Source organism: Flavobacterium sp. WC2421 (assembly GCF_040822115.1).
In the GTDB taxonomy this organism is placed as follows: Bacteria; Bacteroidota; Bacteroidia; order Flavobacteriales; family Flavobacteriaceae; genus Flavobacterium.
In genome coordinates this window covers 2536983-2563059 of the sequence record NZ_CP162004.1, presented here as the reverse complement: position 1 = coordinate 2563059, position 26077 = coordinate 2536983, and the positions used below count along the sequence as shown (strand labels likewise).

Genomic DNA, 26077 nt, shown 5'->3' with positions numbered 1-26077 from the left:
AGAATAGACTTGATAAGTAAAAATATTTAAAAAAAAATAAATTTTACTGAAAGAATATTCTTAAAAAATAAAACTATAAAAAAAGCAGTTACAAGAATGCCTTGTAACTGCTTTTTTATTTTAAATAAAATGATAACTAATTAATTGAGATCAACTGGAACCGCTTCTAAATCATCATCGTTTTCCCAGCTTCCTACTACTGATGTTGCCAATGCATTTCCTAATACATTAGTAGCACTTCTAAACATATCACAAAAATGATCAATTGGTAATATTAATGCAATACCTTCAATTGGAATATCAAACATACCACAAGTAGCAGCAACAACTACTAAACTTGCTCTAGGCACACCTGCAATTCCTTTGCTTGTAAGCATTAAAACTAAAAGCATCGTCATTTGAGTTCCTAAATCTAAATGAACTCCATAAGCTTGAGCAATAAAAATACTAGCAAAAGTCATATACATCATACTTCCATCAAGATTAAATGAATATCCTAAAGGTAACATGAAGGAAACAATTTTGTCTTTTACTCCAAAACGTTCTAGCTCTTCAGTCAATTTAGGAAAAACGGCTTCACTACTTGTTGTTCCAAAAGCTATAATCAATGGGCTAACAATTCTTTTAAGCAAAACGGTCATTCTGCTTTTTAGAAAAATATAACCAACCGCTATTAATACAACCCAAAGGGATGAAATTCCTATTAAAAAAGATCCGAAAAATTTAAAATAAGTGATAGCTAGTTCTTGAAAATCTCTAACAGCAAAAACTCCTGCGATAGCTCCAAAAACTCCAATTGGTGCAAAGTTCATAACATAATTCACCATTTTTAGAATAATATGTGACATTTTGTCTAAACCATTAACAACCGGTTTTACATAATCTCCTATTGCGGCAGCTGCCAAACCAAAGAAAATAGAAAAAACCACAATTTGAAGGATCTCATTTGTTGCCATTGCTTCAAAAATACTCTTGGGAACTATATGGGCAATAAAATTATCAAAAGATATACTTTTAGAATTTTCCGCCACTTCTGATGCTGAACCTAAATCAATATTTGACAAGTTAAGCCCCTCTCCAGGTTTAAGTGTGTTTACAAAAAACATTCCCAATAGTAATGAAATAAATGAAGCCGTAAAAAACCAAGCCAAAGCTTTTCCTCCAATTCTTCCAACTGCACTCACATTACCTAATTTTGCAATACCAACTACCAGTGTTGTAAATACTAGTGGAGAAATAATCATTTGTACCAATCTAATAAAAACGGTAGCAAGAATTTTTATTTTATCACTAAACTCCAAAGCGCCTTCTTCTGAAATTGTATTATGAATTACGATACCTAAAGCAATTCCTAAAATCATTGCAATAAGTATTTGTGTAGTCAAATTTGATAAGATTGACGGCTTTTTTGTTTCTGTAGAATTCATCTAGTGGTTTTTTATTTAATGGTTAGTTTGGGATTTGAACCCAGGTTTAATCTATTATAAGAAATATTTTAAATTCTTTTTAAACGGAAAAAAAATAGTGCGTATTAATACGTCTTATTGATCAAGTAAAAATCAGCTAATACAATGGCAGCCATTGCTTCAACAATAGGAACAGCACGTGGAACAACACAAGGATCATGGCGACCTTTACCAGTCATTTCGGTAATATTACCTTTATTATCTAATGATTCTTGTTTTTGCATAATAGTAGCAACTGGTTTAAATGCTACTCTGAAATAAATATCCATTCCATTACTAATTCCTCCTTGAATTCCTCCAGAAAGATTTGTTTTGGTAGTTCCGTCCGTATTGTATAAATCATTGTGTTCACTTCCTTTCATCTTTGCACCACAGAAACCACTTCCATATTCAAATCCTTTTACCGCATTTATGGAAAGCATTGCTTTACCTAGTTCAGCATGAAGTTTATCAAAAACTGGTTCCCCTAATCCTACGGGAACATTTTGTATCACACAAGTTACAGTACCACCTACAGTATTCCCTTCTTTACGAATTTCACGAATATAATCTTCCATTACAACTGCCATTTCTTCATCTGGGCAACGTACTGGATTACTTTCTATTTTTGAAAAATCTAAATCTTGATACGGTTTTTCTAAAAATATGGGGCCTACCGAAGAAACATAAGCATTGATTTTTATTTCGGGCAACATTTGTTTTGCAATTGCACCTGCAACAACTCTGCTTGCTGTTTCACGAGCAGAACTTCTTCCTCCTCCTCTATAGTCTCTAAAACCATATTTTTGATCATAAACATAATCAGCATGACTAGGTCTATAATTATCTTTTATATGGGAGTAATCATCCGATTTTTGGTTTGTATTTGGAATAATAAAACCTATTGGTGTTCCAGTTGTTTTACCTTCAAAGATTCCTGATAAAAATTGAACATCATCTGGTTCTTTTCGTTGCGTAACAATTGCCGATTGGCCTGGTTTTCTTCTAGACATTTCAAGTTGAATTGCCTCTAAATCTAATTGTATTCCTGATGGGCAACCATCTATAATTCCACCTAATGCTTCTCCATGTGATTCACCAAAAGTGGTTATTCTAAATAGTGTTCCGTAGCTATTTCCTGCCATTATTATATGTTTTGAACAAAAGTAGCATTTTAGTTTAAAGTTTAAAAATTAAAAGTTTAAACTTTTAAGAATCAAATAGCATTTATTGACTTTTAATTAATATTAAAGCTAAATTATTAACCTTATCGTTAAATACAATTGCGATTAATTGAATTCATTTGTTAAACTTCAAATTAAATACAATTGAAAAAAAGAAAAGTGGAATTGGTTGTTATATCTGATGTTCATCTTGGAACTTTTGGAAGCCATGCCATTGAACTCAATAAATATTTATCTTCCATAAAGCCTAAAATTCTAGTTTTAAATGGAGATATTATTGATATCTGGCAATTTAGAAAATCGTATTTTCCAAAAACACATCTAAAAGTCATTCAAAAAATAATAAGCTTTGCTTCAAAAGGTACAAAAGTGTATTATATCACTGGAAATCACGATGAAATGCTACGGAAATTCAGTGACATGAATATGGGTAATTTTGCCTTGGTTGATAAATTAGTATTGGAACTAGACGACAAAAAAGCGTGGATATTTCATGGCGATGTATTTGATGCTTCTGTACATCATGCTAAATGGATTGCAAAACTAGGTGGATTAGGTTATGACTATCTGATTCTAATAAACCGTTTTGTTAATTGGTGTTTAAAACGATTTGGAAAAGAACCCTATTCTTTTTCTAAAAAAATCAAAGCAAGCGTCAAGAAAGCAGTAAAGCACATATCGGATTTTGAAGAAACGGCTACTGATATTGCAATAGAAAAAAAATACGATTATGTAATTTGCGGACATATACATGAGCCAAAAATCATAAAAAAAGAAAATAAAAATGGTAAGACATTATATTTAAATTCTGGTGATTGGGTGGAGAATTTAACCGCTTTGGAATACAATAAAAAACGATGGAAGCTACATTATTATAAGGATACTAATTATACAGAAGAAGAAAATTTATTTGAAATGGAAGATCTTTTGAGTAATGAACTGGTCAATTCAATCCTTTTATCGAAATAACTTCCAGTTTAGTATTTCATTTATTAAAATGCACTAAGCTCATAATTGATAGCGATAATTATTAGTATAATGAACTTGGTCAGTGCTAATCTTTTCACAAACATGTAAATTATATAACAATTAAGAATTATAGTATAAAAGAATCGTTTGTATTGCTATGTACATTTGTAAAAACAAAAATTGACTTATGAAAAAAATTATTTTATCTGCTTTTATGCTAATCGGTTTAGCATTTAGCGCACAGGCACAAGATATCTCTAAAAATGCATTAGGACTTCGTTTTGGTGACAATGGTGGATTTGGAGGAGAACTTTCTTACCAAAGAGCTTTATCAAGCAACAATAGATTAGAATTAGATTTAGGTTGGAGAAACAGAAGTGATTTTAATCACAATGGTTATGATGACAATGCTATAAAATTAGCTGGTTTGTACCAATGGGTTTGGAACATTGATGGTGGTTTCAACTGGTATGCTGGTGTAGGTGGTGGATTAGGTAGTTATAGTTATGACAACGGTGGAAATCACTACAATGATACTTTTGCTTTTGCTGCAGGGGATGTAGGATTAGAATACAACTTTGACATTCCTTTGTTAGTATCTTTGGATTTCAGACCAGAATTTGGTGGAAACGGATATTACAAAAACAATTATGGTTCAGACATCGCATTAAGTGTTAGATACCAATTCTAAAACTTAGTTTTATTATATAAAAAATGCCACTAGAAATAGTGGCATTTTTTTATTTAATTATAATTTCTTTTTTAGAATTTATTTTTACTACACAAAAAGGATAAGTAAAACCTTGAGTGACTATTGTCCCAGCTTTAGGTTCAGTTTCTTTTACAGTAACAATTACATTTTTATCCGTTTCAACTACATTTTCAACTGTTATTTTAAATCCACCTGTAGTTTTCTCTCCCATATTTAAAATGACAAAATTTGATTTTTGAACATCAGTTGGGCTAATTTTATTTTTCAGCATTTTATCATTCTGCAACATCCTAATTTCATTTGGTTCCGTAAGAATTTCAAAGAAATGAATGTTTCCACCACCATCTGACTGCTGAGTTAAGACCTCATATAAAGCTTTTTTTCCTGTACTCTTTGTTACAGTAGTCCCACAGGAAAACAAAGTCAAAGTAAATAATGCTATTGCTGTTTTTTTCATTTTTTTATCTTAATTCTAAAGAATTATTCTTTTTTGGCTTCTCTTAGAAATTTATTTTTTTTCGAATATTTCTTTATTGCCTTTTGGTACAATTCAACATAGAGTGGCAAAATGTTTTTGATATCGAATTTTTTTGCAACTGATAACGCATTTTCTTTAAATTTTAAAAGTATTTCTTCATCACTTAAAATTTTCAATGCATTCTCAGCCATTTCATCAGTATTTCCTACATCACTTAGATACCCTGAAATTCCGTCAAAATTAACTTCAGATAAACCACCCGAATTACTTGAAATTACAGGAACACTCCAAGCCATGGCTTCAAGTGCTGCAAGTCCAAAACTCTCTGTTTCAGAGGGTAATAAGAACAAATCGGTATAGCTTAATATTTTATCGATCTCATTGCTATTCCCAAAAAAGATTACTTTATCCAAAATACCTAGTTCTTGACATAAATATTCGGCCTTTTCCTTTTCAGGACCATCTCCCACCATCATTAATTTAGCAGGAATTTTTTGTTGAATTTTATAAAATATTTTAATTACATCAGGTATTCTTTTTACTTTTCTAAAATTACTGATGTGAGTAATAATACGCTCCGTTGGTTTTGCCATTACGGAACGGTGACAAGCAATACTAGGATCAGTATTATTTTTATCTAATTCAATAAAATTGGGTATAACATGTATGTCTCTTTTAATATTGAATAATTTATAAGTATCATCCTTTAAACTTTGGGAGACAGAAGTTACCACATCCGATTTATTGATGCTAAAACTAACTGCTGGTTTATAAAATGGGTGATTCCCTACTAAAGTAATATCAGTTCCATGAAGCGTAGTCACCATAGGGATCTCAATACCTTCGTCCTTAAGCATTTGTTTAGCCATATATCCTGCATAAGCATGTGGAATGGCATAATGCACGTGCAATATTTCAATTTTATGTAGTTTCACCATGTCAACTAGCTTACTAGATAAAGCCAATTCATAGGGTTGATAATGAAATAAAGGATATTCCGGTACATTCACTTCGTGATAATGAACATTGGGATTCAATAATGCCAAACGTACTGGTTGACTATAAGTAATAAAATGGATTTCATGTCCTAGTCTAGCTAATTCAAGCCCTAACTCTGTAGCTACAACGCCACTTCCTCCAAATGTAGGATAACAAACTATTGCAATTTTCATGGGTATATTTTAATAAAACGAATTTAAGGAAAATTGCGATGCCATTCTGTTTTTAATCAAAAAATGCTACTAATGATTCCTAATTAATAAAAAATAATTTAATTATAATAATCAATTTTCAATAGCCTGATATATTAATTCTTGAATGTCTTCGCGTATATTTTCTTTTGATAATTTATTGGCTGATTCAGCTGGAAATGTCCTATTCGATAAAAAGATATAAACGATATCAGTTTCGGGATCAGCCCAAGCCATTGTTCCCGTAAATCCTGTATGTCCAAAACTAGTCATCGAAGCACAACCACAAGTTGGACCGCTAGTTCCTAGTTGTGGTTTATCAAACCCTACTCCCCTCCTATTCCCTTCAGAACAAAAATAGCAGGTGTTAAAGTCATTAAATGTCTTTTCAGAAAAATATTGATGATTGCCATAATTCCCTTTTTGAAGGTACAACTGCATTATTTTGGCAACATCCATACTATTTGAAAAAATACCAGCATGGCCTCCAACGCCACCTTCCATAGCTGCTCCCATATCATGAACATAACCTTGGATTATTTGATGACGGAAATACGTATCAATTTCTGTTGGTATTATTCTATTTTTATTGATTTTTCCAAGCGGATTGTACATCGTATTATTAGTACCCAGTGGTTTATAAAAATTCTCCGTACTTAGAACATCTAATTTTTTTCCTGTTGCTTTTTCCAAATATTCCTTCAAAATCATAAACGTAAAATCACTGTATTTGTATTTTTTTTGGGATAATAATTTACTGTCAACAATCAATTTCATAATCGTATCATTATAATCCGATCTTAAAAACAGGCTGTCAGCAATTTTTACAGCAAAATTAGGTTCCTGAACTTTCTTGTAATATTTATCCAATGGATTTCCATTTTTATCAATTGTAGCCTTATAAAAAGGAATCCAAGGTTGCAATCTAGCATAATGGGATAATAACTCTTTAAAATGAATATCAGCTTTATTTGAGTTTTTAAAAATAGGCAACATCGAATCCAATCTAGTTTCCATGTTTATCTTCTGCTGATCGTATTGTACCATCACATTGGGCAATGTAGATAGTATTTTGGTCAATGAAGCCACATCGTAAACATCTGAATTAGTAACTTTTACAGCAGAATCATAGGTTGGACTTCCAAATGATTTTTGATAAATTACTTTCCCTTTTCTAGCCACCAAAATCTGTAATCCAGGCGTCATTTTACCATTTATTGCTTTGCGTGCTAGGTTGTCAATTTTTGCTAAAACTAAAGGGTTCATTCCCACGTTTTCAGGAGCAGTGAAACCTAATACATTTAATTTTTCAGTAGTTAAACCAAAATTGGCATTAAAACTATTAGAAATTGAAACTGGCAATTTTCCTTTAGCGCTTATGGCACCAAAAATCAATTCAGCCGAAACTTCTTGTGCAATTGCACTGTTTTGATAGGAAACTATAATCCCTTTAAAATCATTAAAATCGGTCACAGGAATTAATGAATATGGAGATGCAAAAACATCCAGAATTACATTATTATTTTTGGCCAATGAAGCCAATTTTACTAATTCCGATGGTTTAAAATCATGGTTCTTAAAAGCAGCATCCGATTTATGATATCCTATAATTACGGTATTAAACTGTTTTAATTTAGATTGCAAACTATCTATGTTGGTATCCGTAATCTCAGTAACCTCTGTATATTTTTTTAATGTTGAAACAAAAGTACTGTTTGTAGCATCACCCATTTTTACATACGCAATCTTTTGATTTTCTAAATTCTTAATAGGCAAAATAGATGTTTCATTTTTTAAAACTGTAATTGCATTTTCATACAATTCATATTGCAATGCATCATTTTTTGACGAATTAAGATCTTGGTACAAATTTGAAATCTCAATAGGCTTATATGAATTCAAGCCTGCCAAATATTTAAATTTTAAAATTTTCTTAACCGAGAAATCCAATCTTTCTGCGGTAAACAAAGAATCCTGATACGCTTTTTTTAATGTTTCTAAAGCCACTGGAACATCTTCAGGAAATAATAAAATATCATTTCCAGCCAAAAAAGCATCTAAATCCACTTCACCTGGCTTTTTATAATTGCTCACTGCTTTCATATTCAGTGCATCAGTAAAAATTAGACCTTTAAATCCTAATTCTTTTTGAAGAACATTAGTTACAACATTATAGGAAATCGAAGATGGATAATTGGGTCTTGATTCTAAACTTGGAACATTTAGATGTGCCACCATAACAGAAGACAATCCTTCTTCAAAAGCTTTTTTATAAGGCCAAAACTCCATGATTTCGAGTCTTTCTTTTGAAAAATTCACAGTAGGTAACCCTTTATGAGAATCTGTTTCCGTATCACCATGACCTGGAAAATGTTTTCCTGTTGCAAATATTCCTTTACTTTGAAACCCTTTCATGAGTGCAATAGCTCTTTCGGTGACATTGTATTTATCTTCTCCAAAAGAACGAAATCCAATAATAGGATTATTGGGATTGGTATTGATGTCAAGTACTGGAGCAAAGTTGAACTGAAGTCCCAATCTTTTACTTTGATCCCCAATTTGTTCACCCATTTTTTCAATCAACTTAATATCCTGAACAGCACCCAAAGTCATATTATAAGGATAACTATAGGTAGAATCCAGTCGCATACTTAAACCCCACTCCGCATCATTTCCTATAAATAAAGGTGTTTTGGATTTAGACTGATACCGATTGGTCAATTTTGCTTGACGAACAGGACCGCCTTGAAAGAATATTAATCCTCCAATTTTGTTTTCTGTAATTAGTTTATCAATCGCATTTTCATGAGCAGCATCTTTATTTGAATAAGCCGCTACCATAAATAACTGCCCTAATTTTTCATCAAATGAGAGCCCGCTATATATACTGTCAACCCATTTATTCCCATCACGAGACAACTTAAAAAGGGAGGTCTCTTCTTTGGATTTATCAATTTTAAAATCACTAACCTCTGTTGGAATATGAGAAAAAACGACTTTCGGCTTATTATTTTTTGTACCAATACAACTGGCTACAAAAAAAAATAAGACATAAAGAAAAGAATTTCTGATGCCTATATTTTTCATTAAAGTATTTTTATTTTAGAAAAATCGACTGTGCCAACTGTCTAAAGCTGGAACTTCCCATGATTCATTATATTCCTCGATATTGTTCACTAAATTATTAAAAACAATAGTGTTTTCAGTAACAGCTTTATCTTTAACCATTTTTTTGAAATCTATTAATGGCTTATGAGCAATATGTTCTCCTAGTTTAAAAGTAACATTCATTTTATCCAATAAATCTACTGAATATTTTTGCTCCAAACTTTGAATAAATTCAACTGATGAATCGATTGAACATCCTGTTGCCGCCTGAACATCCTGATTCACAGCAATAATAATAAATCTATTGTATTTTAATTGGTACGAAGATTCTAAACTAGTTCCATGTGCTGCCCAACCTTCAAGAAAAGTATTTAAAGCAACTTCGATTTCGGAAAACTCGGCATCCGAAAATTTTCTATTCGATTGGTAAATCCAAATTCTGGATTCTTCGGGTAAATTTTCAAATGGTACGTACATATGATTTATGATTTTAGAAAAACGATTTTAGATTTCTGAATGAAAACTAATCTCGTTTTATAGTATAATTAATATTATTAAAAAGCATTTTTGCAAACAGCTAATCTAGTTTGGAATTCATAGTATTAAACTAGAATAAAATAAAACTACAAACTAATAATGATGATGCTCTCTTATAGATCTTGCGCATTTGCAATTAATTCCGCTATGTCCATTACTTTAACATCAGCTTCTTTTTCTTTGTTTTTAATACCATCAGTCATCATTGTATTACAAAAAGGACATCCAGTAGCAATAATGTTTGGTTGCACTTCCAATGCATCTTCAGTTCTTAAAACATTTACTTCCTTATTACCAGGTTCAGCATCTTTAAACATTTGAGCACCACCAGCACCACAACAAAGTCCATTTACTTTTGAACGTTTCATTTCAACTAATTCAGCATCCAATTTTGAAATTAAATCTCTTGGAGCTTCATACACATTATTTGCTCTTCCTAAATAACACGGGTCATGAAAAGTAATTTTCTTTCCTTTAAACTGTCCTCCTTCAATAGTCAGTCTACCAGTATCTAATAATGATTTTAAAAACTCAGTATGGTGAATTACTTCGTATTTACCTCCTAATTCAGGGTATTCATTTTTCAAAGTATTAAAACAATGCGGACAGGCGGTCACTATTTTCTTTGCCTCATATCCATTCAAAACTTCAATGTTCATCATGGCCTGCATTTGAAACAAAAATTCATTTCCTGCTCTTTTTGCAGGATCTCCTGTGCAACTTTCTTCTGTACCAAGTACAGCAAAAGGTACATTAGCACGATTTAAAATTCGAACAAATGCTTTAGTAATTTTTTTTGCTCTATCATCAAAACTTCCTGCGCAACCTACCCAAAACAACACTTCTGGCTGTTTTCCTTGAGCAAGCATCTCTGCCATAGTTGGCACTATTAAATTTTCTGACATTTTGTGTTATTTTATTCAGTTTTCAAACTAACCGGTTATCTTATAATTTTAAAGTAGTAAAAGCTATTAACAAAGTACCTTAAAATATTAATCTTCATTTTTCCAATTCAATCTATCTTGTTGATTAAACTGCCATGGTGCCCCATTATTTTCAATATTTGTCATCATTGCATTTAGTGGCATTGGTGCTGCACTTTGCTCCATAACTAAATAACGACGCATATCCATAATAATCGAAAGAGGACTTATATTAACTGGACATTCTTCAACACATGCATTACAAGATGTACAAGCCCACAATTCCTCAGGTGTAATATAATCGTTTAATAATGTTTTATTATCCGGAATAAAAACACCTTTGTTTGCATCAATATTTTTACCTACTTCTTCCATTCTATCTCTAGTATCCATCATGATCTTACGAGGAGATAATTTCTTCCCTGTTTGATTTGCTGGACAAGATGATGTACAACGGCCACATTCTGTACAGGTATAGGCGTTTAACAATTGTACCCAGTTTAAATCCTGAATATCGCTTGCTCCAAATTTAGCTGGCAATTCTCCTTCTACTGGAGCTGGCGCTGCTGCAAATGGATCAGCATTAGGATCCATCATCATTTTTACTTCTGTAGTAACTGCTTCTAAATTATCAAATTGTCCCAATGGTTTTAAATTTGCAAAATAGGTGTTTGGGAAAGCTAATAGTATGTGTAAGTGTTTTGAAAAATACAAATAGTTCATAAATACTAAAATACCTACTATATGTAGCCACCAGAATATTTCAGTCAACAACATCACAAATTCATTTGACATACCATTAAACAAAGGCTCAATGAATTGACTTATTGGAAACGAACCCGCTTGAATAAAATGAGAGAAACCTCCTGGTACATTTTGCAAATGCAGATCAGAAGCATTCATCAAAAGGAATAAGGTCATCAATACCATTTCGAAATAGAGGATGTAATTTGCATCACTTTTTGGAAATCCTTTCATTTCAGGATTCATGAATCGTTTTAATCTCACAATGTTTCTTCTGATCCAAAAAACAGTAACTGCAACCAAAACCAAAAATGCCAATATTTCAAAAGAACCAATTAAAACATTATAAGCAGTTCCTAAAAAGGCAAATATTCTATGAGTACCAAATAAACCGTCAATAATTATTTCTACAAGCTCAATATTGATTATTATGAATCCCAAATAAACAACAATATGAAGCGCACCAGCAATGGGTCTTTTGACCATTTTAGATTGACCAAGAGCTATCATTGCCATGTTTTTCCAACGAGAGCTAGGATTATCTTTTCTATCTACATCAATACCAAGATTAATGTTCCTAATTATTTTTTTAATATTATTAAAAAAATAACCAAAACCGATAATCAAAACAATAGCAAATAATATATTGTCTAAATAACTCATAAATAGTTGTTTTATTTTTTTGAAATTGTATCTGCAACTGGAGCCTTATAAGGCTTGTTCTTCTTCCCAAAAAGAGAAACATTTACATACCTAGTAGGATAAAGTCTAACATCTTGTAGCAATAGCTCTAACTCTTTAGATGTTTTTGCTAAATTAGAATACAAAGCATCATCGGTTACTAATTTACCCATTGTCCCTTTTCCAGATTTTATTCCGTCCATAATACCATCCACTTTTGCTAATGTCGCATTAAGGTTTTTAACCGTTTTTCCTAAATCAGCTTTATTCAATGAATCTGATATTTTAGAAAAATCTCCCGAAATTTTATTGAAATTGGTAACGACTCCTTTTATTTGAGTTTTATTATCATCCAAGATGGTATTCATGCTGATAGATGCTTTATGAAATTGCTCCATTGTTTTGCTTAATTCAGCTAAACTAATCTTTAAATCATCTTGGGCTTTTTTATCTAAAACGTTATTGACACCACTGATTAGCTTATCAGCATTATCCATTATTTTTTCTAATTTATCCTGGAGAGGGACAAGCTGGTCACTTACTTTATCAGTAAGTCCAAGTTTAATATTCCCTGTTAACTTTTCACCAGAAAGAGCAATGGTCTTATCCTTAAAATTAGGTTCAATTGCTATTTGTTTGCCCGCAATTAACCCTGGTTCATAGATAGAGGCAACACTGGATTTAGAAATAGGAAAATCCGATTTGATTTGTAATTCTACTAATAAGTTTCCTGTATTTTCATTTATCGTAATGCTGTTTACTTTACCAATTACTAAACCATTTAAGGTGACTGGAGCTGATTTAGCTAACCCTTCTACTGATTGGTATTCGACATATAATGTTTTATAACTCGTAAAAAGATCTCTCCCTTTTAAGAAACTATAACCCCAAATAAATAATAATATTGAAGCAATTACTAAAATTGCTGTCTTGATTTCTCTTGTTAATTTCAAAATGTAAGTATTTTGTACAAATTTAATATAAAAAATTCGAACTTATAGTTATTTAATAGCTTCTTGAATGCTGATTTTTTCACCATTTTTAAATGCTATTAAAAAAGCCGATTCATAACCCTTTGCTTTAGCTTCTTCTAATAAACTTTTAGATTCATTATAATCAGACGTTTCACCGTACATGTATTTATAAACTCTATTTTCATAGTCTAAAGATATATTTTTTAATCCTCTAAAATTTCTAGGTTCCAAATCTAATTTTCTACTACTTGCTGAAATTTGAACTTTAAAAAGAATTTCATTATTTCGGCTGGAGGCAGTTTTTTTTAACTCCACAGATTCTAAAACAACTTTAGTTTTAACGGGAGTAGCAGTGTCCTTAGCTGGCTTATCGATGCTCCTTTGTGATGGTCTTGCTTCATAGGTTTCAGTTGAACCATTGCCATAATACTCATTTTTATAACTCATAATTGCACTTGCAATAGCTTTGGCAATTTCATTTTGACCATCCTCTGAATCTAATAAATTTCCTTCAGTAAAATTAGAGATAAATCCCATCTCTATTAACACTCTTGGCATATACGCTTTATGAAGTACCATAAAAGGAGCTTGCTTTACACCACCACCTCTAATTCTTTTTCCTAAACCACCAAATGCTTCTTCAATTTTACTTGCAAGAGTAATACTATTATCTAAATACTCTTCTTGCATTAAGGTCATTCCAATCATTGTTTCGGGAGAATTTGGATCAAATCCTTCATATTTTCGTTTATAATCCTTCTCTAAAGTAATAACCGAGTTTTCCTTCTTAGCCGCCTCTAAATTAGATGCGATTTTATTCATACCCATTACATAGGTCTCTGTACCATCTGCTGCAGTATTTCTATTGGCATTACAATGAATAGAAACAAAAATATTAGCATCAGCTCTATTGGCGATATTGGCTCTTTCGACCAAATCTATAAAAACATCAGTCTTTCTAGTGTACGTTACATCCACCTTTGAATTAGCTTCTAATAACTTTCCAACTTTTAGTACTACCGCTAAAGCAATATTTTTTTCAACATGCCCATTATAAACGGCACCAAAATCATGATCTCCATGTCCGGCATCTAGGGTTACTTTAAAAATGTTTGATTGGCCATAGCCTGTAAAAGTGACTATAAATAGTAAAAAAGGAATAATGATTTTCATCTTATAAAATATATGCATAAATCTAAAGTTAATTTATATGAAAGACTACGGTTATAATTTTTTTTATTTGATTATTTTTGACAAAAAATAATCTGTAAGTTTGACACTTCAAAAAACAGGCCATAATTTTACAAAAATAGCATTAAAACCTTTGCAGACAAACTTATTTAATATCGTTTTATTATCATTTTTCCTTACAATCGGATGCAATCATCTGTATTCGCAAGATATTTCAAAAAAAACGAGCGCTATACCTGCTAAGAAGCAAGTAGATACGTCCTCTTCTGTTAGTACAAAATCGAATCAAACTCTTTTAGAACAAAAAAAAGAGACTGACACTTTAATTAGAATTGACACTTTAAAACCAAAAAAAGCATTTCTTGACGGAAAAGTAAAATATAAGGCTGAAAAATATGCCAAAATTGACCAAAAGAAAAAACTAATAACTTTATATGATAAAGCCGAATTATACTATCAAGATGTCGAATTAACCTCGGGTATAATTATTATGGATTATGAAAAAAATGAAGTCTATGCCGGAAGAATTAAAGATTCAACGGGAAAGTACACGCAATACCCTCATTTTAAACAAGGGTCTAATGAGGTAGAGCCTGATTCTATTCGTTTTAATTTCAAAACTAAAAAAGCCTTAATATGGAACTCCAGATCCGACCAAGGTGAGTTTAAAATAAAAGCCTCGATAACTAAAAAAGAAAATGATTCTGTCTATTTTTTAAAAGGCGCTCGGTTTACCACTTCAAAAGATGTAGATAATCCTGAATATTATTTTCAAACAAATAAAGTAAAATTTATCCCTGGAAAAAAAGTAATAACTGGTTTAACTAATATGGTAATCGCTAATGTACCTACTCCCATCGCATTACCATTTGCTTATTTTCCAATGAGCAAAGAAACAAATATTTCGGGACTAATATTACCCAGTTACAATGACTCCAATACTAGAGGTTTTTCATTACAAAATGGGGGATATTATTTTGCACTAAGTAATAATTACGACTTAACAGTATTGGGTGATTATTACACCAATGGAAGTTACGGTTTGCGATTTGAGTCCTCCTATGCAAAACGATATAGTTACCGAGGAAATCTAAATTTTAGGTATGAAAACTTAATCTCTAGCGAAAGAGGCTATCCAGATTATGCTAAACAAAAGATCTATAATATACAATGGTCACATTCAAGAGATTCAAAAGCAAATCCTAACTCCAGTTTTTCAGCTTCTGTCAATCTTGGAAGCAGCAAATATTTTCAACAATCTATTAATCAAGCTAATATTGGATCTAATCTTAACAACACTTTAAGTTCATCTGTTTCGTATTCTAAAACATTTAATTCTGTCCCACAGGTAAGAATGTCACTATCAGCAACTCATTCTCAAAATACACAGACTGAAGTTATAAACATGACACTACCTACACTTCAACTAAGCGTAGATCGTATTTATCCTTTTGTGGGGAAAGATGGAGTAAAAAAAGGTTTTTTTAAGAACATCAATTTGCAATATAACTTGAATGGTCGAAATAGTATTACAACAACGGATTCGCTTTTTTTTAAACCTCAAATGTTTAAAGATGCAAAAATGGGAGTACAACACAGTATTCCTTTAAGCACTAATTTTAAACTGTTTAAATATTTTAGCGCTTCCACTTCATTAAACTACGAAGAAGTATGGTATGCAAAAACAATTAGCCGCAGCTATGATTCAGACCAAAGTAAAGTGGTTGATAAAATTGTGAATGGTTTTGATGCGTATAGAACCTATTCTTTTTCATCCAGCGTAGGAACTACAATTTATGGAACTTTTAACTTTGGTAAAGATAAAAAGATACAATCGATTAGACATGTCATGAGACCCTCAGTTTCTTATGCATATACCCCTAGTTTTGAAAAATATTATGATACCTATGCCTCTGATGCTACTGGAACAATTACAAAACAGTACACTCGATTTGAAGGAGGTATTTTTGGGTCTCCAGGTTTAAGTAATTCAAATATACTAGGTTTTGATTTGAGCAATACTTTTGAAGCAAAAGTGACCGATAAAGACAGTACCAAGGTAGAAGCAAAGAAAGTGATGCTACTTAACAATTTAAACATCTCAACAAGTTACAATCTTGATGCTGACGGAGTCAATACACTAGCATTAGCTCCTTTTAGATTAAGTGGTGGAACCCAGCTTTTAAATAATAAAATGAATGTTAATTTTGGTACCACTTTAGACCCCTATGCCATTAATAATTCAGGAACAAGAATAAACACTTTTAACATTAACAATGGAGGAAGTTTATTTAGAATGACTAGTGCCAATATGACATTAAATTATTCGATTTCAAGTAAAGAAAAAGACAAAACTAAGAAAGATAAAAATACCCAAAGCGAAAGAAATGGTGGCCGAGAAGATGATCTTTTTGGAAAAAACACCATTGTAAATGACAATACTAAAAGTCAATTTGACGGCAGTGAAGAAGAAGGCGATGATAAAATATCTGAATTTTTTAGATCCAAATTACCTTGGGACATGACTTTTGCCTACTCCTTAACCTATGGAAATAACAATAGAGAAAAGCAAATCATTGGAAACTCTATTATGATTTCAGCAAATGCCGACTTGACACCAAAATGGAAAGCGGGAATATCAACTGGATATGATTTTGTTCAAAATGGAGTTACCTTTACACAACTAAGATTTGAACGAGATTTACTAAGCTGGAGAATGGATTTCAACTGGACTCCTTTTGGGACTAATGCGAACTGGGGATTTTTTATAGGTATAAAATCTGGTGTTTTAAGTGATATTAAATGGAATAAACGAAGCACTATCAACCGTTAGATTAAGAAAGAAGGCAAATGAACGCTTGAGAATTAATATTCCTATTAAATACGAATAATAATTATCTTCCAACCGAAGCTTTAATTCAAAAAAATAATCATTAAGAACAATATATTATGAAAAAAATAATTTTTACAGATAAAGCTCCGGCTCCAATTGGACCATACAATCAAGCCGTATTAAAAGGAAACACACTATATACTTCTGGACAAATAGCTATTGATCCAAAAACGGGTGAGTTAAATACAGAGAACATCCAAACTGAAACGAAACAAGTTATGGAAAATATGAAAGCGGTTCTTGACGAAGCAGGAATGACATTTGAAAATGTAGTGAAAACAACTATATTTATTATGGACATGAATGATTTCGCCAAAATAAATTCAGTCTATGCCACTTATTTTAATGAAAAAACAGCCCCAGCTCGTGAAACGGTTCAAGTAGCTTGTTTACCTAAGAATGTAAATGTAGAGATTTCAATGATTGCAATACTATAGTTTATAAAATCTAAACCCTTTATAAAATTAAAAATGTCCCACTATAAGTTGGGACATTTTTATTTCTAATAGAAACAGGAGCAAAATCAATAAAAAAAACCGTCTCAAAAGAAAACGGTTTAATAAATATAGTATATATAAGTTTTATAATTGCATTATAATTGCATTTAACAACAATTGTGCTGAAGCTTCATTTGTTGCGATAGGCACATTGTGTACGTCACAAACTCGAAGTAACATATTAATGTCTACTTCATGAGCATGACTTGCTAAGGGATCTTTAAAAAATAAAACTAATTTAGTTTTACCTTCAGCAACTCTTGCTGCAATTTGAGCATCACCTCCCATAGGTCCTGAAAGCATCTTTTTTACTTTAAATCCTGCATTCTCCGCTTTGCCACCAGTTGTTCCAGTAGCAATAAGCTTAATTTTTTCATTTTTTAAAATGTCGATATTTTTATTCAAAAACTGAACCATATCTACTTTTTTTCCATCATGGGCAATAATTGCAATTTCCATCGATAGCCTTCTTTATTTATTTGCAATATGATAAGCAATCAATCCATCAATAGGTCTTCTAAGTACATTACCTAGTTGCAATTCATATTTATCAAAAGTTTGTTGTAATTCTTCTTTTAAATAAAAAGCAATTGACCCCACAAAATGAACAGGAACTTCTTTACAATTATCATATTGTCTTATGTAATTTTTCACAAAAGACTTCATCCCTTTCATGATTATCTTTTTACATAATTCACTCTCTTTATGCTGAATTAAAAACTTAGCAAAAGTGGCTAAATAGGCATTTGGATTTGCTTCTTTATATAATTTACTTTTGATAAAGTCAGGATCTACATTGTATTCTTTTTCAAATGCTTCTGCTAATTCCTTTGGCATTTTATTAAAGTAATATTTTCTGATTAATTCTTTACCAAAAACATTTCCACTACAATCATCCATGACAATATAACCCAATGACTGTACCTTTTGATGCAATTCTTTACCATCAAAATAACTACAGTTTGATCCAGTACCTAGAATAGCAACAATTGCTTTTTGATTTTTTGGAGTAGTGGCATATACAGCGGCATAAGTATCTTCTTCAACTGTAATAATAGCATTTGGAAAATAACTTTGAAAAGCTTGAGACAAAGTCAATTTCATTCTATCAGTTCCACAACCAGCTCCATAAAAGAATAAATGAGTTGCGTTTTTTTTGTTTTGCAAAATATCAAAACGATCGTTTAATCGCTCAATAATTTCATCATTTTCAAGTATTTCAGGATTTAATCCTAAAGTTTGTGTAGTAAATAATATTTTTCCATCATCATCTATCGCAATCCAATCGGCTTTCGTAGATCCACTATCAACAATTAATCTCATTTTTTTAGTTTTTGGGTTTTGGTTTTGCTTTTGGTTTAATATAAAATTGATTTACTATAAACCGATACAATATAAGAATAAAAAATAAAAATCCCGTTAAAATACAATAACGGGATTTATAAATATATAAAAGATTATTTCAATCCAGAAATATGTACAGATAAATCAATCAATTTACTTGAATAACCATATTCGTTATCATACCAAGAAATGATTTTGAAGAAAGTAGAGTTTAATCCAATTCCAGCATTAGCATCAATGATAGAAGTTCTAGAATCACCAACGAAATCTTGTGAAACAACTAAGTCTTCAGTAAATCCTAAAACACCTTTCATAGTAGTTTCAGAAGCATTTTTCAACACAGCCATGATTTCTTCGTAAGAAGTCTCTTTAGCAACTTTTACTGTTAAATCTACTGCAGAAACATCTGTAGTAGGAACACGGAAAGCCATACCAGTTAATTTTCCATTCAATTCAGGAATAACTTTACCTACTGCTTTAGCAGCTCCTGTAGAAGAAGGAATGATGTTACATGATGCAGCACGTCCACCTCTCCAGTCTTTTCTAGAAGGACCATCAGTTGTCATTTGAGTTGAAGTTGTAGCATGAACTGTAGTCATTAAAGCTTCAACAATTCCAAAATTATCATTAATAACTTTAGCTAAAGGAGCTAAACAGTTAGTAGTACAAGATGCATTAGAAACAATCAAATCAGAAGCTTTAGCTTCAGTATGATTAACTCCCATTACAAACATAGGTGCATCAGCCGAAGGAGCTGAAATAATTACTTTTTTTGCTCCACCTTTAATGTGCTCATTTGCAGTTTCAACAGTAGTAAAGAAACCAGTACATTCAGCAACTACATCAACATCAACTTCATTCCATTTCAAGTCAGCAGGATTTCTTTCAGCAGTAATACGAATGTTTTTTCCGTTTACAAAAAGTTTTCCTTCTTTTACTTCAACTGTTCCATTAAAACGTCCGTGAACTGAATCGTATTTTAATAAGTAAGCTAAGTGATCTACATCTAATAAATCATTTATTGCTACTACTTCTACATTGTCTCTATTGAAAGATTCTCTAAAAACAATTCTTCCAATTCTACCAAAACCGTTTATTCCTAATTTTACTTTTGACATTTCTTTATTATTTATTGTTTATTATTCATTTAAAAAAAACAGATGCTGTAGTTACACAGTTCCATTTTATAACTCTAAGTTGACATGATATCAGAAACTCTTAATAACTCTCTATCAATTTCTGATTTTCCTTTTATAGCTTGCTCTAATGGAGTAAGATTTACTTTGTCATTTTGTAAACCTACCATATAATTCGATTTTCCTTCTAACAAGGATTCTACAGCTTTCACTCCTAATCTACTTGCTAAAACTCTGTCAAAACAAGATGGTGAACCACCACGTTGCATATGTCCTAAAACAGAAACTCTAACATCATACTCAGGTAAATTTGCTTCAACGTAGTCCTTTAATTCAAAAACGTTTTTACCAATTTTATCCCCTTCGGCAATCACAACGATACTCGATGATTTTCCAGAAGCTTTACTTTTTTGTAGAGAATCTAATAATCGATCCAAACCTAAATCTTCTTCAGGAATAAGAATTTCTTCGGCACCAGCACCAATTCCAGCATTCAATGCAATATGACCTGCATCTCTACCCATAACTTCTACGAAAAATAATCTGTTATGTGAGCTAGCTGTATCTCTAATTTTATCAATTACATCTACAACAGTGTTTAAGGCAGTATCGTAACCTAAGGTATGACTTGTTCCAAATATGTCATTATCAATGGTTCCTGGAATTCCCATTACTGGAAAATCAAATTCAGTGTTGAATAGTAAGCCACCTGTAAAAGTTCCATCTCCCCCAATTACTACTAAAGCATCAATCCCTGCTTTTACAAGATGATCGTGTGCTTTTTTTCTTCCTTCTGGTGTTCTAAATTCAAGAGAACGAGCTGATTTCAATACCGTCCCTCCTTTATTTACGATATTATTTACAGAACGAGGACCCATTTCTTTGAAGTCTCCTTCAATCATTCCTTGATATCCTCTATAAATCCCTATACATTCAATGTTATGATAAGCGCAAGTTCGAACTACTGATCGAATAGCAGCATTCATTCCAGGTGAATCACCACCCGAAGTTAAAACCCCTATTTTTTTTATTGTTTTTGGCATTATTTAAGTATTAAAGTGTAAAATTAGCAAACATAAAGCACTTAAAGCGTTATGTTTATATTAAATTAGTTAAGTGCTCTAAATTCAAACGTTTTCGTTAATAAGTTTTCAAAAAAACAAAAAAAAACCGTTTTTTTTCAACAAAAGTTAAATTTTTCAATTATTATTTGATAATTAACCATAAAAAAGCACTTCTCGCTATTTTAAAGAATATAAAAGCAAACATCTGAATTATTAAAATTAGTTAGAATTTTACCAAATTTTTATAAAATTCAATTGTGGCTATACAATCTTAAAAATATTTAAAAGGAAGTGTTATTAATTTTCAAAATTAATAAAAAGGAAAAAGACATCACAAAGAGACTTTTATAAAAATCAACTACTGTTTACAAACTAAAAAAATTAATCTTCCTCTGGAATGATTGCGTCTTGATTTTTATTTAGCTCTTCTTTTTTAGATTCCTTCGGCTTAGAAAAATTAATATATTCTGGCGCCAAGTTTGAGTCTTGATAAACATCATTTGAAGAATTTGTAGTTCCTAATTTATGATTCTTAAATATCTTGTTCACTAACTCTTTAAAAGTATCAAAATCTACTTCATAAGAAACCCCTAAACCTTGAGTATAGCCAATCCCCTGTCCTATGTAATTAATATCATTCTCTCTATTAAAGAGGCGTAAATTAAGCGTTCCATCTTCATTTACTCTATATTGAACTTCTAAATCCCCAACAATAGCAGATTCGTTAATTCCTCCAAATGGTACCCCTACTTTTCCGTTTATAGTAATTCTTTCATTAATTTTTGAGGAAATTGTCGCTACAAAACGACCGTCAGTCTCTCTACCAATTCTTTTGTCAGCAGAAATGTAATTAAGTCCAACTTTAAATTTTTCATTCTCAGATTTTATAATTCCACCTAATAAACTGGATGCTGTTTCAAATAAACTTCCTGAAAAATCAGATTGATTAACTCCTTCAGGACTTAAAAATCCACCAGAAGATAATAGGTATAATGCCTGCGTTTGCCTCACATCTTTATCATTCAATTTATATTGTATCTCGGATTTTAATACATTACTAACCGTAGGGAATTCGATATTAAAATCAGGTTCAGGACTAGCTAAATCTCCTCTAATACCAATGATAACTTCTACAGGTACTTTCCTGTTAAAAGAGGAATTTTCTAATAACACAGCAGGATTGGCAATTGTTTTATAGACAGCTTCTAAATTTAATTGTGCTTTCATTGGATTTCCTTCCCACGAAATAGAACCTCCTTTTTTAACATCAAATTTTTTATCGATAAGTCCCCCATATTTGAAATTATAACTTCCTTCATACGGCTGAAAATCCCCCCACATATTAAATTTACCTAACGTATTTATCTTAAATAATAATGACCCATACCCTTTCCCTTTCATACCATGACCAGAATTCCTATCTAATATCACTTCAACTTCTGCATCGGGTGTAATATCCAAATCAAACTCTAACTCTAACCCTTTGTATTTTCTACCATAATCGACAATACCTCTTTCAATATTATATTTCTCTTTGGCAGTCAAAAAATGAACAAAATTATTATCGCTGACGCTTTCTGCATCATTAATAGGTATTTTAACCGCAGTACCCTTTTCCGATCTTGCATTAACTTTTATAAACAATCCATTGGTAGGCCCTTTTATTGTAGCATCACCATCTATAAATGCAGTACCATAATACGCTGCATCTTCTCTATCTTGCGTATCTAGAACAAGTAACCTTTTCGTATTTACCGCTAAATCCAGTTTCCAATCGGCAAAATTATTGTGTTCAATACTACCATTCAAAGTACCTTTTGTATCAAATTTAGAATCTGTGATTGTATTATTTCTAAACAAGAATTTCTCATCTACTAAATCAATTATTGACCTATCATTTAATACATAATCTACATTCAAATAAGGAATTGTCATTCCTGTATTATCAGCATAAAGACGACCGTTTATTTTAGGTTTAGTCAAGTTTCCTCCAATAGAAGCATTTCCTGATATTAACCCTCTAATATTTGTCATTACTTCCCCACCTATCGAACTTAAGACGCCTAAATTGAATTTGTCAAATTTTAATTTTAAATCTAGAACTGTTTCCTTGTTTATTATTTCAAAATTTCCATACGCATTAAAAGACTCTAAATTCTCATTTTCTAAAAAGGAATTAATAGAAAATTTTTCTAAATTCTGATCCCCTTCAATATCAAAATTCAAAACCCCTAAATCCGTTTTGTTTATGTTTAAATGATCAATTACTAATGAAGCCGTGGGTTTATAAATAGCATTATTCTGCTTAAAATCAACCTCTCCATTTATATTTCCGTTAAAAACAAATTTATCATTTTCGGGTGTTATTTTAAACAAATCAACATCCTTAAAACTAAGTTTCAAATCCTTATTTGTATCGTCCTTAATTTTTCCTTTTAGTGAAATAGCCTGATTTTCATGAGACAATATAATATCATCAATATTGAAATTCTTAAAGGACTTGTCAAAAACGATCTGATTGTTAGGAGCGTCTTTTTCATTTAAATACCATAGATAATCTTTAAATTTCATCTCTGATTTACTAATCCCAACAACATTATCATTATTCTTATTAATGGTATGGTATAAATTCAGATTGAAATAATCTTCCCCTTTAACACCTCCTTTGAATTCAGAACGAAAGAACAACGTGTCTTTCATAGTAACATTAATTAAACTAAAATCTCGAATTTTATAATATTTTGTTTTAATACTATCTAATTCTATATAGGCATTATATAGCGGGTTTTTATTATCTATTGCAACTCTGATGTTATCAAAAATATTATTAGATGCTACAATTTGCGGTGAGTTAAAGTTAAGCTTGAACTCTTGAATATCCGACTTAATATTCCCTTTTACAATTGTATTAGCGGCAATTGCAATTTCGGGATAAAAAATTTCTATAATTTTATTATATATGGTAAAATTAAACTTTAGAAATTGTCCTTTGTTTACCTTGTTGGGTTTGAAATTAGTATATAAACTTCCTAAAGAATTCTTGACTAAATTTCCTAATTGACTAAATTGAAATTTTCCAACAATCTCACCTTCAACAATATCTGGTGAATTTACAGTTATTGTGCGTATTCTTTCATTATCAAAACTAGAATAAATATTAAAATCATTAAAAACATAAGTGTCTTTGACATTCTGATATGATGTTTTTTTAATATATACATTCCCTTGAAGATTTTCAATTGTATTTCCTGTTACTTGAACAATGACATCCCCTTTAAAAATAGAAACAGAATCCTTTACTAGTTTTAATTTATGTAAGTCTGCATTTTCAACATTTATATGAAAATCATACTTATTGTCTTTTTTACTTAAGTCCAATAAGCCATCAAAATTCATACTTAAATTTGGGTCATTTACAGAAATTTGGCCTTTGTAATTTGGCGCCTTAAATTTACCGTTTACGACAACATTAGTATAGGTATAATTATTAAAATCAATTTTTATTATATCGCCTTTGAGGGAAGTATTTAAATATTTTTCAGTAAAACCTACTCCATCAACATCAATATTCATACTTATTTTACCAAGGTCTTTGCGTTCAAGCAAATCGCCTACATCAAAATCTTCTAAAACCACATTACCTGAATAAGATGCTTTATCGATAAAATCAATTCTTTTCATACTTAAAACAGATTGCAGTTTCCCTAAATCTGAAGTCATTGAAATATCCGCATCAATTGCCGTACTAGTCAATTGAGTATTTCCAATAACATTGAAATAACCTAATTTCTTAATTTCTATTGGTAATTTCTTTCCTAAAATATTAGGGAGAATAGACACTAAGTTATCATAACTACTTGAAAAAGAAGTAAGCTGTGCATCCATTAAAAACTTCTGATCTTCTGCTCCAAAAATATTTTTGAAATTAATCGCTCCAATCATTTTTGTTTTTTTGGAATCAATAAGGTTCAATCGTGTAATCTTTAAATTATTTAAAGCTCCTTTAATATTGGCTTTAATATTAAAATATTGATTTTTACCGAGCTCATCATAAAAAATTCTAATGTCATTAGAAGCCAATTTGGCTGAATTGATTTTTACGTCAAATTGAACTTTATCTGTAAAACTAGAAAAATCTTCAATTTTATAATTCAGATAAACATCAGCATCAATTTTTGACTCTTTTGTTTCAATTTTTAGCTCTTCAAGTTTTATGTTCTTTTTTGTATAACTAAACTTAGAACTTAAGTTGGCAACATATAGACCACGATGATCTAAAAATGACATTTTATTAATTATAGTTTTAACAGCTGGACCATATAATAAAAAATCACTTAAAGTTGTATTTAGTTTAGTAAAATCAAGTTGTTTAGGTGTGCTTTTATTTTCATCTGTTAAGATAAAATGCCCATCAGTAATATAGGCATTATTTGCTTTTAGCAAAAAATGTTTACCAGAAGGTTTTCCTGTATTAAAGGCATTGATGAAATTATCAATATTACTTTCTTTTTCATTTTTATACGTTTTCAGCTTAAATAACAATCCCTCTAAATGAATATCTTTAAAAATTAAATCTCCATCTAATATTTTTTTTCCTTCAAGAATATTGGTATTAACTATTTTTGAATAAATCAAAGTATCTTTATGGTGATCCAGAATGATGACTTTTTTGAATTTCACCCCACCAAAAACAGAAACTCTAACTTCATCTATAGCAATATTAGTTCCATAATCTTTATTGATCGAATTGGTAAAATATTGTGCAATTTTAGTTTGGACAAAAGGCAAAGAAAGAGCAATACCAAGCACTAACAGCAATAGAATTAGCCCCAAAATTATGCGGAAAATTATTTTAATGAATTTTTTGATACCTTTTGTTATTATATTTTTTCTAAATAATTATTTTGCCCTAGGAAAGAGCGGCACCTTTAATAAAAATTCTTTAATTTTGGCTGCGCCGTAAAAATAAAAAAAATAAAATCGGTTTGTCAAATATAATCCAAAATT

The 26077-nt window shown here is 30.9% G+C and carries 19 protein-coding genes; 4 read left to right on the top strand and 15 right to left on the bottom strand.

The annotated features are described in order from the left end of the window. Positions 1-140: 140 nt before the first annotated feature. Together AB3G33_RS10965 and aroC are read right to left on the bottom strand one after the other, a co-directional pair. Positions 141-1427, bottom strand: a complete 1287-nt coding sequence (locus AB3G33_RS10965; RefSeq protein WP_367769304.1) for a dicarboxylate/amino acid:cation symporter — start codon at positions 1425-1427, stop codon at positions 141-143. Positions 1428-1531: 104 nt separating this feature from the next. After that, entirely contained in the window at positions 1532-2590 is a 1059-nt protein-coding gene (gene aroC / locus AB3G33_RS10960; protein ID WP_367752611.1) for a chorismate synthase, read from the bottom strand. A 183-nt stretch (positions 2591-2773) separates the two neighbouring features. On the opposite strand from aroC, the gene AB3G33_RS10955 reads away from it, so the two are divergent. After that, positions 2774-3598, top strand: coding sequence for a UDP-2,3-diacylglucosamine diphosphatase (locus tag AB3G33_RS10955; protein ID WP_367769301.1), 825 nt, complete (start codon positions 2774-2776; stop codon positions 3596-3598). A gap of 187 nt (positions 3599-3785) precedes the next feature. Continuing rightward, positions 3786-4289 carry a hypothetical protein gene (locus tag AB3G33_RS10950; protein ID WP_367752607.1) on the top strand — a complete coding sequence of 168 codons (504 nt, stop codon included), beginning with the start codon at positions 3786-3788 and terminating at the stop codon, positions 4287-4289. A gap of 49 nt (positions 4290-4338) precedes the next feature. On the opposite strand, the gene AB3G33_RS10945 is transcribed toward AB3G33_RS10950, so the two are convergent. The 8 genes from AB3G33_RS10945 to AB3G33_RS10910 form a co-directional block, all read right to left on the bottom strand. Next, complete coding sequence (locus AB3G33_RS10945) at positions 4339-4767, bottom strand: protease complex subunit PrcB family protein (RefSeq protein ID WP_367769299.1); 429 nt, start codon at positions 4765-4767, stop codon at positions 4339-4341. 23 nt (positions 4768-4790) lie between these two features. After that, positions 4791-5960, bottom strand: a complete 1170-nt coding sequence (gene bshA / locus AB3G33_RS10940; RefSeq protein ID WP_367769296.1) for an N-acetyl-alpha-D-glucosaminyl L-malate synthase BshA — start codon at positions 5958-5960, stop codon at positions 4791-4793. Between the two features lie 111 nt (positions 5961-6071). Continuing rightward, positions 6072-9065: a glycoside hydrolase family 3 N-terminal domain-containing protein gene (locus AB3G33_RS10935; protein WP_367769294.1), complete on the bottom strand. Its 2994-nt coding sequence runs from the start codon at positions 9063-9065 to the stop codon at positions 6072-6074. A gap of 15 nt (positions 9066-9080) precedes the next feature. Further along, positions 9081-9563, bottom strand: coding sequence for an ABC transporter ATPase (locus AB3G33_RS10930; RefSeq protein ID WP_367769291.1), 483 nt, complete (start codon positions 9561-9563; stop codon positions 9081-9083). Between the two features lie 173 nt (positions 9564-9736). Further along, positions 9737-10528, bottom strand: coding sequence for a (Fe-S)-binding protein (locus AB3G33_RS10925; protein ID WP_367752597.1), 792 nt, complete (start codon positions 10526-10528; stop codon positions 9737-9739). An 87-nt stretch (positions 10529-10615) separates the two neighbouring features. Further along, positions 10616-11953, bottom strand: coding sequence for a 4Fe-4S dicluster domain-containing protein (locus AB3G33_RS10920; RefSeq protein WP_367769288.1), 1338 nt, complete (start codon positions 11951-11953; stop codon positions 10616-10618). 11 nt (positions 11954-11964) lie between these two features. Continuing rightward, on the bottom strand, positions 11965-12924 hold the full coding sequence (locus AB3G33_RS10915) for an MlaD family protein (protein ID WP_367769286.1): 960 nt from the start codon (positions 12922-12924) through the stop codon (positions 11965-11967). Positions 12925-12972: 48 nt separating this feature from the next. Beyond that, on the bottom strand, positions 12973-14136 hold the full coding sequence (locus tag AB3G33_RS10910; protein ID WP_367769283.1) for an N-acetylmuramoyl-L-alanine amidase: 1164 nt from the start codon (positions 14134-14136) through the stop codon (positions 12973-12975). An 82-nt stretch (positions 14137-14218) separates the two neighbouring features. On the opposite strand from AB3G33_RS10910, the gene AB3G33_RS10905 reads away from it, so the two are divergent. Next, positions 14219-16969: a putative LPS assembly protein LptD gene (locus AB3G33_RS10905; RefSeq protein WP_367769281.1), complete on the top strand. Its 2751-nt coding sequence runs from the start codon at positions 14219-14221 to the stop codon at positions 16967-16969. Positions 16970-17085: 116 nt separating this feature from the next. Beyond that, positions 17086-17466, top strand: a complete 381-nt coding sequence (locus tag AB3G33_RS10900) for a RidA family protein (protein ID WP_367769278.1) — start codon at positions 17086-17088, stop codon at positions 17464-17466. A 144-nt stretch (positions 17467-17610) separates the two neighbouring features. Here the strand turns inward: AB3G33_RS10900 and AB3G33_RS10895 are convergent, their stop codons facing one another. The 5 genes from AB3G33_RS10895 to AB3G33_RS10875 all read right to left on the bottom strand — a co-directional run bounded on the left by AB3G33_RS10895 (position 17611) and on the right by AB3G33_RS10875 (position 25903). Next, on the bottom strand, positions 17611-17985 hold the full coding sequence (locus AB3G33_RS10895) for a methylglyoxal synthase (RefSeq protein ID WP_367769275.1): 375 nt from the start codon (positions 17983-17985) through the stop codon (positions 17611-17613). A 12-nt stretch (positions 17986-17997) separates the two neighbouring features. Further along, positions 17998-18849: an N-acetylglucosamine kinase gene (locus AB3G33_RS10890; RefSeq protein ID WP_367769272.1), complete on the bottom strand. Its 852-nt coding sequence runs from the start codon at positions 18847-18849 to the stop codon at positions 17998-18000. A 134-nt stretch (positions 18850-18983) separates the two neighbouring features. Continuing rightward, complete coding sequence (gap, locus tag AB3G33_RS10885) at positions 18984-19988, bottom strand: type I glyceraldehyde-3-phosphate dehydrogenase (protein ID WP_367769269.1); 1005 nt, start codon at positions 19986-19988, stop codon at positions 18984-18986. A gap of 74 nt (positions 19989-20062) precedes the next feature. Beyond that, a complete protein-coding gene (gene pfkA / locus AB3G33_RS10880) occupies positions 20063-21049 on the bottom strand; it encodes a 6-phosphofructokinase (RefSeq protein WP_367752579.1) in 987 nt (328 codons plus the stop codon). A gap of 402 nt (positions 21050-21451) precedes the next feature. Continuing rightward, positions 21452-25903 carry a translocation/assembly module TamB domain-containing protein gene (locus tag AB3G33_RS10875; RefSeq protein ID WP_367769267.1) on the bottom strand — a complete coding sequence of 1484 codons (4452 nt, stop codon included), beginning with the start codon at positions 25901-25903 and terminating at the stop codon, positions 21452-21454. Between the last annotated feature and the right edge of the window lie 174 nt (positions 25904-26077).